The 14,660-nt window shown below is 59.0% G+C and carries 9 protein-coding genes and 1 pseudogene; 8 read left to right on the top strand and 2 right to left on the bottom strand.

Annotation, left to right across the window (positions count from 1 at the left end; all coding sequences use genetic code 11):
* The first annotated feature begins 24 nt into the window (after window positions 1-24).
* The 7 genes and pseudogenes from D7M11_RS12300 to D7M11_RS12270 all read left to right on the top strand — a co-directional run bounded on the left by D7M11_RS12300 (window position 25) and on the right by D7M11_RS12270 (window position 6,531).
* Window positions 25-1,611 (top strand): AraC family transcriptional regulator, encoded by a 1,587-nt coding sequence (locus D7M11_RS12300; protein ID WP_120747506.1) that lies wholly within the window; start codon window positions 25-27, stop codon window positions 1,609-1,611.
* Between the two features lie 133 nt (window positions 1,612-1,744).
* A pseudogene (locus D7M11_RS38040) lies at window positions 1,745-1,993 on the top strand (alpha/beta hydrolase-fold protein); the annotation flags it as partial.
* A 19-nt stretch (window positions 1,994-2,012) separates the two neighbouring features.
* Window positions 2,013-2,534, top strand: a complete 522-nt coding sequence (locus D7M11_RS12290; protein ID WP_120747505.1) for an alpha/beta hydrolase — start codon at window positions 2,013-2,015, stop codon at window positions 2,532-2,534.
* Window positions 2,535-2,556: 22 nt separating this feature from the next.
* Complete coding sequence (locus D7M11_RS12285) at window positions 2,557-3,576, top strand: iron-hydroxamate ABC transporter substrate-binding protein (RefSeq protein ID WP_120747504.1); 1,020 nt, start codon at window positions 2,557-2,559, stop codon at window positions 3,574-3,576.
* A gap of 11 nt (window positions 3,577-3,587) precedes the next feature.
* A complete protein-coding gene (locus D7M11_RS12280; protein ID WP_120747503.1) occupies window positions 3,588-4,595 on the top strand; it encodes a FecCD family ABC transporter permease in 1,008 nt (335 codons plus the stop codon).
* The gene (locus D7M11_RS12275) at window positions 4,588-5,616 is read left to right on the top strand and encodes a FecCD family ABC transporter permease (RefSeq protein WP_120747502.1); all 1,029 of its coding nucleotides are present in this window, start codon (window positions 4,588-4,590) and stop codon (window positions 5,614-5,616) included. Before D7M11_RS12280 ends, D7M11_RS12275 begins: the two co-directional genes overlap by 8 nt.
* Window positions 5,617-5,664: 48 nt before the next feature.
* Window positions 5,665-6,531, top strand: coding sequence for an alpha/beta hydrolase (locus D7M11_RS12270; RefSeq protein WP_240041071.1), 867 nt, complete (start codon window positions 5,665-5,667; stop codon window positions 6,529-6,531).
* Between the two features lie 149 nt (window positions 6,532-6,680).
* On the opposite strand, the gene D7M11_RS12265 is transcribed toward D7M11_RS12270, so the two are convergent.
* The gene (locus D7M11_RS12265) at window positions 6,681-7,736 is read right to left on the bottom strand and encodes a hypothetical protein (protein ID WP_120747501.1); all 1,056 of its coding nucleotides are present in this window, start codon (window positions 7,734-7,736) and stop codon (window positions 6,681-6,683) included.
* A gap of 76 nt (window positions 7,737-7,812) precedes the next feature.
* A complete protein-coding gene (locus D7M11_RS12260; RefSeq protein ID WP_120747500.1) occupies window positions 7,813-9,471 on the bottom strand; it encodes a hypothetical protein in 1,659 nt (552 codons plus the stop codon).
* A 692-nt stretch (window positions 9,472-10,163) separates the two neighbouring features.
* Here D7M11_RS12260 and D7M11_RS12255 point away from each other — a divergent pair.
* The gene (locus D7M11_RS12255) at window positions 10,164-14,654 is read left to right on the top strand and encodes a DEAD/DEAH box helicase (RefSeq protein ID WP_120747499.1); all 4,491 of its coding nucleotides are present in this window, start codon (window positions 10,164-10,166) and stop codon (window positions 14,652-14,654) included.
* Window positions 14,655-14,660: the final 6 nt, after the last annotated feature.

Below are 14,660 nucleotides of genomic sequence, written 5' to 3'. Positions count from 1 at the left end.
TCAAAAAATGGAGGTGCATCGGTTATGCACCGAGAACGAGAAATTTTGCAGGCAGATACAATGCCGGACGATATATGGATCAAGCTCCGCAGCACCGATCTGCTGAGCGGGGAACTGGAGCATCGGCTCGTAAGCTCGCACATGCTGCTGCTTTCGAGAACCGGAGGCGGACGTTTGACGATAGATGTAACCGAATATACGCTGAGGCCGGATACGGCCTATTTCATTTGTCCGGGTCAGACGATCGGTGTGGCCGTTCACGACAAGGATGGTCCGGAGCTGTTCGCCTTTCAATACGACGTGTTTCGAGACGGGGAAGCGGATCACGCTTTTCCATACGCTGGCGAAGTGCCGATCTATCCCGAGCAGCAGATCGGAGCGCTGTGCGAGTTAGTTTATGGCTCGTCCCGCCACGATAACAGCCTGGAGCGGTTTCGCGGCCAATCGGCATTTCAAGAGCTGCTGTACTGGATCGCGAAGCAAACGCGCCGCCGGACGACGGACTCGCGAGCCGCGATCGATCGGACGAAAGCGTACATAGACAGCCATTACGGCGAGAGCATCACGATCGACCAGCTCGCCCGTATGGCGGAGATCAGTTCGAAATATTATGTAGATTTGTTCAAACGAACGTACGGCCTGAGCGCGATCGATTATTTGACCGAAGTAAGGGTGACGGCCGCGAAACGGCTTATGGCCCGATCGGGCGCCTTGCTCCGCAATATCGCCCAGCAGGTCGGCTACGGCGACGAGTTTTATTTTAGCCGCAAATTCAAGCAGGAGACCGGCGTATCGCCTACCGTTTATATGAAAAACCGCCGCCGCAAAATCGCCGTTTATTCGTCGCCGATTCTCGGGCATCTTCTCGCTTTGGACATCATCCCTTATGCAGCACCGCTTCATCCGAAATGGACGGCCCACTACTATAAATTATTCAAATCGGATATTCCGCTGCACTTGAGCGCCTACCGGTACAATATGCACTGGGAATCGAATCTGGCGAAGCTCGCGGCCGCCGCTCCCGATCTGATTCTGGGCTGCGATACGCTGACCGGCGGAGAGAAGGATCAGCTCGAGACGATAGCGCCCGTCGTATACGTCCCGTACAAGGAGCGCGGCTGGAGGGAACAGCTGCGGATTACGGCGGAAGCGGTGGATGCGACGCGGGAAGCCGAGATGTGGATGCAGCGCTACGAATCGAAGGTAACGGCAGCGAAGCGGCGGCTGGAAAGACAGCTTGGCGGGCAGCGCGTTGTCGCCATGAGCCTGTTTCAGCAAACCATCCGCCTATCCCCGACGGCGGGGATGCGCGACGTGTTATACGGCGATCTGGCGCTGCTCCCGCCGGCCGGTATCGATCCGGGGCGAAAGGGAGAGGCGATCACGCTGGACGGTCTGGCGGCATACGACGCGGACCGGATTATGCTGAACATTTGTCAGGAGCCCGAATCGCTGGCTGAGTGGGAGCGGCTGCAGCAATTGCCGGAATGGCTCGGGATAAAGGCCGTCCGCAGCGGCGCCGTTACGCTGATCGCCTCCGATCCTTGGCGGGAGTACTCCGCGAGCGCATGCGAGCGGATGGTGGACGATATGGTGAACAAGTTCGGTTAAGGAAATCGTCCAGATCGATTCCGGATATTGTCCATGTTCGCCGGGGGCAGTGTCGATTATAATCGATAATGAGAATCGTTATCAATTCAATTACGGGCTGAAGGGCAATGGGAAGTCGGGAAGGGGGCATGGCATGTCGGAGGAGATACAAAATGAACCTCGCCGGTGGACGGCGAACGGAACGCTTGCTTCCATAACGTTCGAGGATCGGGAGATCACCGTATATACCCCGCCGGGTTATGAAGCGGCGTCCGGTAGCTATCCTGTCGTTTACGTACAGGACGGAGCCGAGCTTTTTAATCCGCAGGAGGGCGACGCTCTGAACGTGCTGGAGATCATGTTCGCGGCAGGCGAATTGGAGCCGCTAATTCTCGTCGGCATCGAGCCGAAGGAGCGGCGGCATGAATATACGCCGTGGCCGGCCGCCAGGCTGGCCGAGCGCTTCCCCGATTTCGGGGGGAAACGGAGCGGTTTATGTCACGTTTGTCGCCGAACGGGTAAAGCCGTACATCGACCGGGTGTACCGGACGAAAGCGGATCGCGGACATACCGGTATGATCGGCACATCGTTAGGAGGGCTCGTATCGGTCTTTGCAGCGGGTTTGCGTCCCGACGTTTTTGGCCGGATCGGCTCGATTTCGGGCTCGTTCTGGTACGAGGACTTCATCGACTATTTGCGCAAGGCGCCGCTGCCGATGACGGACAGCCGGTACTATTTGTACGTGGGAAGCGAAGAAGGCGCGAAGAAAACGAACATTCAGAAAGACATGGTTAGGCGAAACGAGCAAGCGTTTCAATTGCTGCTGGAGAAGGGCTTCCGTCCGGAAGACGTGATGTTCGCCTTCGGGCAAGGAGCGGATCATGACTTATCGGCGTTTACGGAGCGGTTTCCAGAGGCGCTGCACCATCTGTTTCGAAACTAAACATAGGGAGAGGGAAACATTCATGTTGTTCAAGAAGATAAGCTTGTTGGGGGTAACATCGGTACTGATGCTGGGAATCGCGGCATGCGGCGCCAAGGAAGAGACGAAAACAAACGCAGGCGCTGCGGGAGATGCAGGCAAAACAACGGGAGCGTCCGCCCCAGCAGCCATAACCGGTTCCACAGCGGCAACCACGAAAAAAGTAACTTATCTGGGTAAAGAATATACAGTTCCGGCCAAGTCGGACAAAATCGTCATCACGGGAGCGCTGGAATCGATGGAGGACGCGCTTGTACTCGGCGTCAAACCAGTCGGCGCAATTACGGTCGGCGGCAAATTTCCCGCCATGTTCGCCAAAATTACGGATACCACGCAAGGGATCGGTGAAAAAACGCAGCCCAGCATCGAGACGATTTTGAAGCTGAAGCCGGACGTTATCCTAAGCAGCACGAAGTTTCCTGCGGAAACGGGAGAAAAGCTCGAGAAGGTTTCGACTACGATTCCGGTGTCGCATATATCGACCGACTGGCAGGCGAACTTGAATTTGCTTGGGGAATTGACGGGCAAGCAGGAGCAGGCGAAGCAGGCGCTGCAAGCCTACAACAGTGACGTCAAAACGCTGCGGGAGAAAGTAGCCCCCGTGTTCAAGGACAAAAAAGTCGTAACCGTCCGCATTCGTACGGGCAGCCTGTACATTTATCCGGCGGATGTGTTCTTCAACCCGTCGGTTTATGAGGAATTGGGCGCTGCCGTTCCGGAAGAAGTAAAGCAGGCGAAAGCGCAGCAGCTTATTTCGCTCGAGAAGTTTTCCGAGATGAACCCGGACTACGTGTTCGTTCAATTCGCCGAAGACGAAAATAAGGATACGCCGAAGGCGCTCGACGATCTCAAGAACAATCCGATCTGGAAAAGCATCAATGCCGTCAAAAACGACCATGTATATGTAAATATCGTCGATCCGCTGGCGCAAGGCGGCACCTTGTACAGCAAAGCGGCATTCCTGGAAGGCGTCAAGAAGAGCAATATCATTCCAACGAAATGAGCTAACGCGATATGCGATCCAAGGTTTCCTTCTTCGCCCTGGTGATGTGGTGCTCGCCGGTTCTGATCGCCCTCACGATGCTGCTGTCGATCCTGTACGGGGCGAAGCAGATCGATGCGGGCGTCGTCCGCGACGCGCTGCTGCACTTCGATCCGGGCAACGTCAATCATCAGATCATTATGCATTCGAGATTGCCCCGGGTCGTGGGGGCGCTGCTGATCGGAGCGTTCCTGGCCATATCGGGGGCGCTGATGCAGGGGATGACGAGAAACGATCTCGCGTCCCCTTCCATTATGGGCGTTTCCGACGGGTCGGCGTTTGCGATTACGCTGTGCATGGTGTTTTTGCCGAACTCTACTTCGCTGGAAATGATCCTGTATTCGTTCGTAGGTTCGGCGTTCAGCATCGTGCTCGTCCTCTCGATGGCGAGCCTGCTGCCGGGAGGAATGTCGCCGGTCAGGATGGCGATACTAGGCACCATTATCGGCACGTTCCTGAGCAGCATATCCTCGGCGATCTCGATTTATTTCCAGGTATCGCAAAATATCAGTTTCTGGTATAACGCCAGGCTGCATCAGATGGACCCCGGTCTCATCAAGCTGGCCATACCTTTCGCGATAGTGGGGATCGCCGTCGCCATCTGGCTATCGAAGTCGATTACGATTTTGTCGCTGGGCGACGAATTGGCGACCGGCCTGGGACAAAAAACGACGATGATCAAATTCGCGGCGACCGGGAGCGTCGTTATCCTTACCGGCATCGCCGTCGCTCTCGCGGGCAAAATCGGCTTTGTCGGCCTGATCGTTCCTCATATTGCGCGTTTTTTGACCGGAGTCAATTACACCCGCATTATTCCGCTCGCCGGCGTACTCGGCGGACTGTTCCTGGCGCTGTGCGACGTGCTGGCGCGTTTCCTGAACTACCCTTACGAAATGCCGGTCGGAGTCGTGACGGCGATTCTCGGCGTTCCTTTCTTCCTTTATTTGATCAGGACGAGAGGGGGCGGCAAACATGCCTAACAAGTCGAGGAGGCGTTTGTACACCGTTTTATTTGCCGGGCTCGGGCTGATTGTTGCGACACTGTACATCAGCATGTCAAACGGCGCGTTCGACATGTCTGTTCGCGACGTGTTCGGCACCCTGCTTCGTATCGCACCGCAAAAGGATCTCGATCTGGTCATATTCGAATTCCGCCTACCGCGTATCGTGATCGCCATTCTCGTCGGAGCCGGGCTCGGCATGGCGGGCGCGGTTATCCAGGGCGTGACGCGCAACGGGCTGGCCGATCCGGGCATCCTAGGTATTAACGCCGGAGCCGGCGCGGCTATGGTCATCTTTTTGTTTTTCTTTCAAGGCAGTGTTAAGGCGAAAGGCTGGGCGGCCGTTCTCGCTATGCCGCTGTTTGGGCTGACGGGCGGCCTGCTCGCCGCGCTGCTCATTTTTTTGTTCGCGTGGAAAAATGGCAAGCTGGATTCGCAGCGGCTGCTGCTGACGGGGATCGCCATCGGTTCGGGTCTCGGGGCCGTTTCGCTGTTCTTGACGCTTAAGATGAACGCGAAAGATTTCGAGATGGCCACGGTATGGACATCCGGGAGCATCTACAACGCAAACTGGAAATACATCGTGTCGATGCTGCCCTGGTTTGTCATGTTTCTCCCGGTCATGATCCGAAAAAGCTATATCCTCGACTTGTTTCAGCTGGATGAGAACAGCGCGAGAAGCGTGGGCGTAAGCTCCGGCAAAGAAAAAACATGGCTTCTGGTCAGCAGCATCGGCATTGTCGGCGCCTGCGTGTCCGTTTCCGGCGGCGTCGGCTTCATCGGCCTGATGGCTCCCCATATCGCGAGGCGTCTCGTAGGGCATTCGCACCTTCGTTTGCTGCCGGTTTGCGCCATCGTGGGTGCCTTGCTCGTCATGGTATCCGACTTAATCGGCAGGACGCTCGTAGCTCCTTCGGAGATTCCGGTCGGCATCGTTGTCGCCATTCTCGGCGTTCCGTATTTCATTTATTTGTTGTATCGGCAAAAAAGAAAAAGCTGACGGTAGCGGTTCGAATCGAACCGTACGGAAATGGAGGAATGAGCTACGGTGAGTTTAACGAATCAGGAAAATAGGCATCAAGCTGCCGGGGGCGTGTCCAAGCGCGGGGTTACGATTCCCCGTACCGCGCAGTGGGATATGGTGTCGCAGGAGGAAAAACGCGAGTATCGGATATTCGTGTCGGTGCCGGCGTCGCCGCCGCCCGAGGGAGGTTACCCCGTTCTGTATACGCTTGATCCGAACTCCGTATTCGGTACGCTGACGGAAGCGGTGCGGGTGCAAGGGAACCGTCCGGAGAAAAGCGGGGTCATCCCGATGCTGATTGTCGGCATCGGCTACAACGCGGAGGTGCCTTTTGCGCCGGGCCGCTATTATGATTACACGCTGCCGGCGGACGTGTCCGAGCTGCCCGCGAGGCCGGACGGCTCGCCTTGGCCGAAGCACGGCGGAGCGGATGCGTTTCTGCGGTTTATCGAGCAGGAGTTGAAGCCGGTCATCGAGCGCGAATATCCGGTAGACCGGTCGAAGACGGCATTGTTCGGCCATTCGCTCGGAGGGCTTTTCGTGCTGCACACGCTGTTTACGAAGCCGTCCGCTTTCCGGACGTATATCGCCGGCAGTCCGTCGATTCATTGGAGCAGGCGTCTGTTCGACGAGGAGGAGCGCGATTTCGTCCGCAGATGTAACGCGCAGGGAGTGGAGGCTTCGCTGTTTATAGGCGTAGGGGGACTGGAAGGCAGCCATAAGAGCCGGATGGTCGATAACGCCAGGGAGCTTGCCGAACGTCTCGCGCCGCTGGAGGGGAAAGGGCTGAAGCTCCGTTTCCATGAGTTTCCGGATGAAGGTCACGTATCGGTGCTGCCGCCGCTGGTGAGCCGTGCGGTCCGCTTTGCTTCGAACGGGGAAATTCGCTGAACGGGGAAGGGAATAAAGGGAGATCGCCGCGAAGCCGACGGTTTCCGAACGGAACGGGCTCGTACGGCTGGAATTTAGGCATAAAGCAGGGGCGGGAGGCACCGCATGAAACGGTGCGAATCCCGCCCCTTTGTGCGTATCGGGGCCGTTTATTCCGTTAAGGTCCTGGCCCCGGCCGGCCACATACCGACATAATAAGTGCCCGAAGCCTCGTACACGTCGCCCGCTTCGGCCGTGTGATGGGCGAATACATGGGGATACAGCTTCTGAATCCCCGCATTGCGGTGCTGCAGCCAAACAACGGACTCTTCGGTCCGCCGTCCCGGCTGGTCGTAACGGAATGTGGCGGCGATGTTGCGAACGGTCATCGCGGCGGCGAAGTCTGCGGCCTCTCCAGTTTTCTCCGGCCGAGATACGAACGCATAGCTGACGGCCTCGTCGTTATCGCGCAGATTCGTTCTGCTTCCGTCAGTGGCGGTAGCGTCGTATCGATGCCCAAGGCCGGTGTATAGCTCGCCCGCGAACGCGCCGTCCACTGGAACCATTACGCCGTATCCGGCTCCGATCGTTACGGGGCGCAGCCAGCGGACGACGGAGCGGACATGAACCCCGTTATGGTCCACGAGATGTGTGCAATCGATTTCTGCGACGGGAGCCGTCGGCTCGTCCGGATGAATCCCGAGCATGCGCTGTTCGATTCTTACGGTCCGTACCGGCTTGAACGCCTGCTCCTCGCTCCATTCCGCTTTCTCCGCATCGTCGATATAAAGCTGCTGGGATACGGCGAACACCGTCCCCGTCCGGTTATGCTCGGGCAGCCACTGCGCCTTGAAGCCGCTGCCCGCCGGAGAGACGCTCAGGGCGTACTCCTTGTTGCTCCACGGCTTCAGCACGTCGAACTTCTTGTTCGCGGTCACCGATTCTGCGCCATCCGGACCAATCGTCCGGCTCCACTCCGATACTGCCCCGTCGCGAAACAGGATGAAGTCGTCGTGCTGATCTTTACCGAAGACGTAATGGGCGGTTCGCGCTCCGTCGATCGGCAGCAGCACCTCGATCAGGCGGTCCCCGCCTACTCTCGCATACAGCGTTTCCGTATCGATGCTATGTTCCCGCAGAAGCCGAACGTAATCCGTTTGCCCGGAAACGTCCGGAATGTGCACTTCGCCACTTGTTGACGAAGAGGCGGTATGTGAATTGTTCACGTTAACATCACTCCTCGTCTTCATCATAACGCCGCCAGACAAAAAATTCCATACTAAATCGCGGGGAATGCCCGGTTTATCCGTAAAAACGACCCGCAAGCGGCAGCTCGCCGATAAAAAACGTTCCCCCGGCTTCGTACGTTTCTCCCGCTGCCGCCGTGTAGTTGTCAAATACATGGGGATACAGCTTCTGCATCTCCGTATCGCGGTGCTGGAGCCACAGGATCGAGCCGGAGCGCCTTCGTCCCGGCTGCCCCATGCGCAGCGTTCTGGCGCTATCGTGAATCGTCATGGCGACGACCGTATCGGGCGCTCCGTTCGTTCCGCCGTCCCGCGGAATGAAGGCATAGCTTTCCGCCTGATCGCCTTCCGTCAGGTCGGTCGTGCTTCCGTCGGTCGCGGTAGCGTTATAGCTATTGCCGCATCCGGTCACAAGCGTGCGCGCAAACGAACCGAAGACGGGGAACATCATGCCGTAGCCGGTACTGATGAGGACATCGCGCAGCCAGGTGATTTTCGCTTTGACCGATACGCCTCGGGCCGTTATAGTATGCACGCAGCTGATGTCCGCGAGTGGGTTCGCCGGATCGGCAGGATGCCTGCCTACAAGCTGCTGCACGATTGTGACGGACTTGACGGGCCGCAGCGACGGCTCGGCCGTCCAGCTCGTAATTTCCGTTTGATCGAAATAGATGCGCTGCGCTACGGCGAATACAGTGCCGATATTGCTATGCTCGGGCAAAAATTGGCTCGGCAGCGAGGATCCCGCAGGAGTTATGCTCAGCGCGAATTCCTTGTTGCTCCACGAGTGCAGGACGTCGAACAGCTTGACCGGATTCAGCGAAACGCCGCTTCCATACACGTAGGCTGTCCGGTATATGTCGTCCTTGGCCGTTTGATGAACCGCGCTCCGCACCCAGCCCCGCGCCGTACCGCCCGAAGGAGCGTGGTCCGGGTCCGCGCCCCGGAACGTGGCGATCACGGTATGCGTTCCGGCGGAGAGGCCGCGCGCGACCGGCCTCGTCGCTATACCGGCCGTCACTTGCCCGGCGGGAACGGCGTCGATATGGGTGCTGACGGTTGCGAGCGGCTGACCGTCCACGCCGAATTCCCATACGCCGCCGCGATTATCGGTGTAATGCCGGAAATCGAAGCCGGTTCCGTCAAACGTGAAAGAGAAAGTAGCCCCGATCTCGGTCGTATATTCGTTCGGCGGGAATCCGGTCACCCAAGTGCCCGTTTGCGCCGCGTAATCGATAGCCACGGTGCGCTCGAACACGGGCTCCACCAGGGAGACGGAGCCGCCAAGCATTTTGATAAAATCGTCGTTCGGATCTTTGGCGAAGGCGTAGTGGGCGCACCGTTTGCCTTTAAATGGAACGAGCACCTCGAGCGAGCGATTGCCGGTCACCTTGGCATATAAATCGGAAGCGGTTTCATTATGATCCCGAAGCAGACGGACGAAATCGACCTGCGGGTACGCCGTAGCCATTTCCGATTGCAGGCCCGCAGCCGCTGCGGGAGAAGCAAGAGATGCGTTTCCGGAGTAGGCGGAGCCGCCGGGGGCACTTTGAATCGTCGAATGCCGAATTGCCGCGCCGGCGGTACCTAGCATGGCGGCAGCGCCAGCTACTCCGAGCGAAGCCAGCAGCGTTCTCCGGGTAAGACGTTTGCCGGACAATCCCGATTCCGGGGATGGGCGTTTCGCCGCATCCTGATTGGTTCGTCGGTCCAAGCGGCAGCGCTCCTTTCCGTTCTCAAGTGGAACTACAGCCCCATCATAACAAACCGGGCGGCCGTTTTCTTTGTACCATTATTCGCAAAATTTGTTCTGTCGTTCATTTTTGGCGACAGAGGCATTCTGCGCCTTGCGGCACCATTGATGAACGAACATGGGCGAACGGAAGGAAGGGAGCTATCTTGGTGGAACAACCAGCGGTATGGCATAGCGGAAGCATTTGTTCCGTTAACCGTACCGGGAAGGGTGGAACCGAGCGATAACGGAAGCATTTTTTCCGTTAAGTCCTGCGGAGGGGGCCGAATCCGGCTTTTGCCGAGGGCATAGCGGATGATTTGGTTCCGCTAAGTGACAGGTAAGGGTGGAGCTTTAGTTAATAACGGAAGCTTTTGTTCCGTTAAGCCGGCACGGCGGTTGGAAGCGAACCCGGTTCCGGACGAGAACATAGCGTTGTTCCGGGTCCGTAGCCCGAAGTAGTGGTGTTCGTATTCTCCTAAGGGCTTGTACCCGAAACAAGCTACCGCTACGCAGCAACATTGACGAATGGGAAAATTGTCCATACTGGTACTATGACTGGCGAAGACGAGCCTATTTCTGCCTTGTAAACGATTAAAAGCAAACTTACTATTTCGCCGTTTTGTGATATGATCGAACATATATTCGTTCCGACCCGAGGAGGCGAACAAAGGATGGACAACGAGGCTTGGCAAGGCGGCGGACCCGGACCGGGCTGCCATCCCGTACTGGGGGCATGGTTCCGCGACAAGTTCGGAAATCCGACCGATATCCAGACGAGAACGTGGGAGCCGATTGTATCGGGGCGGCATGTGCTGCTCGCTGCTCCTACCGGCTCGGGCAAAACGCTGGCGGCGCTGCTTCCGTGCCTGAACGGAATAGCCGCTGCGAGAAACACTTATACGGAGCGGGGAGTGCGCCTGATCTACGTCACTCCGCTGAAGGCGCTCAATAACGACATCCACGACCATCTGCTCGGCTTCATCAAGGAGCTGGAGCCGTACGGGCGGCTTTACGAGGAGCAAACCGGAAATCCGTGGACGAGCATTACGGCGGGCGTCCGAACCGGAGATACGACGCAGAGCACGAGGGCATCCATGCTGCGCCATCCGCCGGACGTGCTCGTGACGACGCCGGAATCGCTGTACATTTTGCTGGCATCCGAGAAGGCGCGCCAGACGCTGCGAACGGTGGAGAAGGTCATAGTCGACGAAATCCACGACTTGGCGGAGGATAAGCGCGGCATGCATTTGTCGGTAACGCTCGAGCGGCTCGAGAGCTGGTGCGGCCGCCCGCTGCAGCGCATCGGCGTCTCGGCGACGATTAACCCGATGGAACGGGTCGCCCGTTATCTCGGAGGCTGGACGGAAGCGACCGGGCATGACGAAGCCAGCGGCGGCGAGGAGAAGGATCGCATGCAGGCACGCCCGGTTACGATTGTGCAAAGCGCTATGGACAAAACGTTCGACATTTCCGTGACGATGCCGGAAATCCGCGCATCGAAAGGAAAACGCTCCGAGATCTGGACGGTCATCGCCGCCCGGCTGACGGAGCTGATGGAAGGCTGCCGTTCCGTCCTCGTGTTCGTCAATAACCGGAGGTTGTGCGAGCGGGTGACGCTTCATCTGAACGAGATGGCCGGGCATGAAATGGCAAGGTCCCACCACGGCAGCGTTTCCCGGGAGAAGCGGCTGATGACCGAAAAAGCGCTGAAAGACGGCTCGCTCCGCTGTCTCGTTGCGACTTCGTCGCTCGAGCTCGGCATCGACGTCGGGCATGTCGACCTCGTCATCCAGATCGATTCGCCGCAATCGGCCGCTTCGGGCATTCAGCGGATCGGCCGTGCCGGCCATTCCGTCGGCGATGTGAGCCGGGGCATCATTATGGCCAGACATCGCGGGCAGCTTGCGGAGTGCGCCGTGCTGGCGAGGGAAATTACGGATCGCAGAATTGAGCGAATCTGCATTCCCGAGGGTTCCATCGACGTATTTTGTCAGCAGACGGCGGCCATGGTCGCCTCGTTCGAATGGAAGCTGGACGATCTGCTCGCCCTGTACAGGCGAAGCGACAGCTTCCATGAAGTGTCGCGGGAGCGGCTGCTGGAGGCGCTGAACGTGCTGGCAGGGTTTTACCCGCACTGCCGTCCGCTGCTTACTTGGGATCGCGATGCCGGCTTGCTGCAGGGAATGCGCCATACGAATGCGGCGGTACTGACCGGGGCCGGAACGATACCGCAAAGCTCCGCTTACCCGGTTTATCTCGCCGATGCGCGCGTTCATATCGGCGAACTGGACGAAGAGTACATCCACGAGAGCAGGCCGGGAGATGTGTTCCAGCTCGGAACGGCATCTTACCGGATCGTGTCGATCAAGGGCGACCGCATCTATGCCTCCGAGGTGGAAGCGAACGCTTATAGCGAAATCCCGTTCTGGCGCGGCGACGGGCCCGGACGCTCGCACGAGCTGTCGTGCAAAGTGGGCGAGCTGCTTGAGGAACTGGACGAGCGGGCGGATACGGAGTCCGAGTCGGTCACGGTAACCTGGCTTCAGAGGACGTATATGCTGGATGAGCATGCCGCCAGCTCCCTGGTCGGACTGGTCGACGCCCAGAAGGCAGCCAGCTCGGTTCCGAACCGCAGGCGCATCGTCGTCGAGCATTACTTGGACGACGTCAAGCGGCATCATCTCGTGCTGCATACGATATTCGGACGGCGGACGAATCGGACGTGGATGCTTGCCCTGCAAAGGTTGTACGAGACGAGAGTTGCCGGCAAGCTGTACGCCTACGTGCGGGATAACGGAATCGAGTTCATTTTTCCGGAATGGAGCCCGGAATACGCCGATTTGTGGAGAAGCGTCCAGGAGTATAATCTGGAGGAGCTGCTTGCGGAGGCGCTTCCGTCCTCGCCGTTGTTCGGCATAACGTTTCGCCATCTGGCCGGAACGTCGCTGCTGCTCGCACGCGGGTTCTCGCGCGTCCCGCTCTGGAAGCAGCGGATGCGGAGCGAGAGGCTGCTCGAGGAATCGCTGCCGTACGCCGGAAGGTTCCCGTTCATTCGCGAGGCGATGCGCATCTCGATGTACGAATCGCTCGACCCGGAGCGCGTCAAGGAGCTGTTCCGGGATATCGGGGAGGGCAGGGTGCTTATCGACGTCCGGAACGTCGGTTACCCGTCGCCGTTCGCCGCCCAGTTCGTATGGGAAAATGTCAATACGCTCATGTACGAGTCGGACGCGGTGTCTGAGGATATCCAGTACCGGCTGCTCTCGGTGAACAAGCAGCTGGCCGGGCAATTTTTCGAGCCGGCGGCGTTTCAGCAGGCGATGGATGCGGAGGAGGCGCAGGCGTGGATCGACGGGAGGTTTTCCCCTGCTGCCGTGAGCGGCGGAACGGAGAAGGAAGCGGGAGAGACGGAGGACCGCGGCGGCGAATGGCTCAGCCGGATTCCTCCGGCCGAACGTCTGCTTCGGCTGCTGAAGCGGCAGGGCGATCTGTCGTTCGGCGAAATCCGCAGTAGGCTGGGGGAAGGAGTCTCAGCCGATGAAGCGCTTGCGGGGCTGCGGGGAAACAGGCAGGTCGCGGAAATCTCGATGGCTGGCGAGCGGAGATGGATATGCGCCGACGAGAAGGACACTTACGCCGCGTTTCCGGCCGATGAAGCCTCCTCCTCCTTCGTGCTCAGGCGTTACGCGGACCGGCAAATTGCGTTCACGGCGGAACAGCTGGCGGAGCGGTTCGGACTTTCGATCGAACTGGCGGAGCGTTGGATTCGGCATTGGATCGACGATTCTACGATCGAGCGCTCGCCTTTTGCGAAGTCGCCCGAGGAGCCGCTATGGACGAGCCGCAGCGCCTCCTCCCGGCTGCTGCGCTTCAGCGTCGGGCAAATGCGCAAACGCGCGGAGCCGGTCGAGCCGGACCGTTATTTTCAAATGCTGCTCGCACTCCAATATGTGCTGCCGGAGAGCCGCCTGAGCGGCATGGACGGCTTGCGTCAAGCGATCGCGCGGCTGCAAGGGATGTATTTGCCGATCTCGCACTGGGAATCGTTCGTATTCCCCGCCCGCGTGACCGATTACAAGAAAGATATGCTCGACCTGCTGTGCGCCTCGGGCGAAGCGGTTTGGTTCGGGCGCAAGGAGGAGGGAGAGAAGGATGGGCGGATCGCGTTTTATTTGACCGAGTCGAAGGAGCTGCTGGCCGCTGAAGGACGCGTCGCCGGGCCGTCGTCCGAGCCGGAATTGCTCGACCTGCTGGGGCGCAAGGGGGCGAGCTTTCTCACCGGGCTCAGCCGGGATACGGGATACGCGCCGTCCGAGCTGATGGAACGGCTCATGCGGCTCGTCTGGGAGGGACGGGTGTCGAACGACCAGTTCGCCCCGATCCGGCTGCACGGGACAGGCTCCGGCGCGAAAACGTCGCGCAAGGGCTTCCAGTCCGGCTTGGGCAGATGGTATGCGGTGGCGGCTACAGACGCGGAACCGGGAGCGGGGATGGCGGCGTTTGGGAGCGCGGCTGCCGCGACGGAGGAGATCTCGCCCGAGAAAATGGTCGTCGCCTGGGTGCATCACTTGCTGCAAAGCTTCGGCATCATCACCCGCGACGTCATTGCGAAGCATGTGCCGGGCGAGACGGACAGGCTGCAGGATACGATCCGGAAGCTGGAGGATTGGGGCATGCTGGCGAGAGGATTTTGGATTCGTGGCTTGCCGTACATGCAGGTGGCCGCTCCCGATACGGTCGAGCGTTTGCGGCAGCTAAACGTACAGGCGGAGGGACAAACGGTCGTGCTGTCTTCGGTCGATCCGGCGAATCCGTACGGAGCGCTGCTCAAATGGCCGGAGCGGCAGAAGGTCGCCTTTGCCCGCAAGCCAGGGAATTTTCTCGTGTTTCGGCGGGGACGCTGGGTGCTTTGGATCGAAAATAACGGCAAACGATTTGTCACGATCGATCCGGAATGGCTGAAGGCGGAACGCGGGGAGGCGGAAGTCGTGCTCGAAGCGGTACGCGTCATGCTGAGGCAGTCGGGACTGCGCAAAATCGTGGTCGACAGCTGGAACGGCGCCGCCGTCCCCGGCACCGAAGCGGCCGAGCTGTTCCGGCGTATCGGGGCGGAGTCGGACCGCGACGCGTTCGTCCTGTGGCCGAGCAGCCTTAAGGGCTGATGCGGC

This window comes from Paenibacillus ginsengarvi (assembly GCF_003626695.1).
GTDB classification, from domain to species: domain Bacteria; phylum Bacillota; class Bacilli; order Paenibacillales; family NBRC-103111; genus Paenibacillus_AB; species Paenibacillus_AB ginsengarvi.
The sequence above is the reverse complement of the archived record's forward strand: the minus strand, read 5'-3'. Positions and strand labels throughout refer to the sequence as shown.

What these genes read in the sequence shown, in the direction of transcription:
- D7M11_RS12300 (WP_120747506.1), top strand. Translation starts at nt 25, where the DNA reads ATGCACCGAGAACGAGAAATTTTGCAGGCAGATACAATGCCGGACGAT.
- D7M11_RS12290 (WP_120747505.1), top strand. Translation starts at nt 2,013, where the DNA reads ATGAATATACGCCGTGGCCGGCCGCCAGGCTGGCCGAGCGCTTCCCCG.
- D7M11_RS12285 (WP_120747504.1), top strand. Translation starts at nt 2,557, where the DNA reads ATGTTGTTCAAGAAGATAAGCTTGTTGGGGGTAACATCGGTACTGATG.
- D7M11_RS12280 (WP_120747503.1), top strand. Translation starts at nt 3,588, where the DNA reads ATGCGATCCAAGGTTTCCTTCTTCGCCCTGGTGATGTGGTGCTCGCCG.
- D7M11_RS12275 (WP_120747502.1), top strand. Translation starts at nt 4,588, where the DNA reads ATGCCTAACAAGTCGAGGAGGCGTTTGTACACCGTTTTATTTGCCGGG.
- D7M11_RS12255 (WP_120747499.1), top strand. Translation starts at nt 10,164, where the DNA reads ATGGACAACGAGGCTTGGCAAGGCGGCGGACCCGGACCGGGCTGCCAT.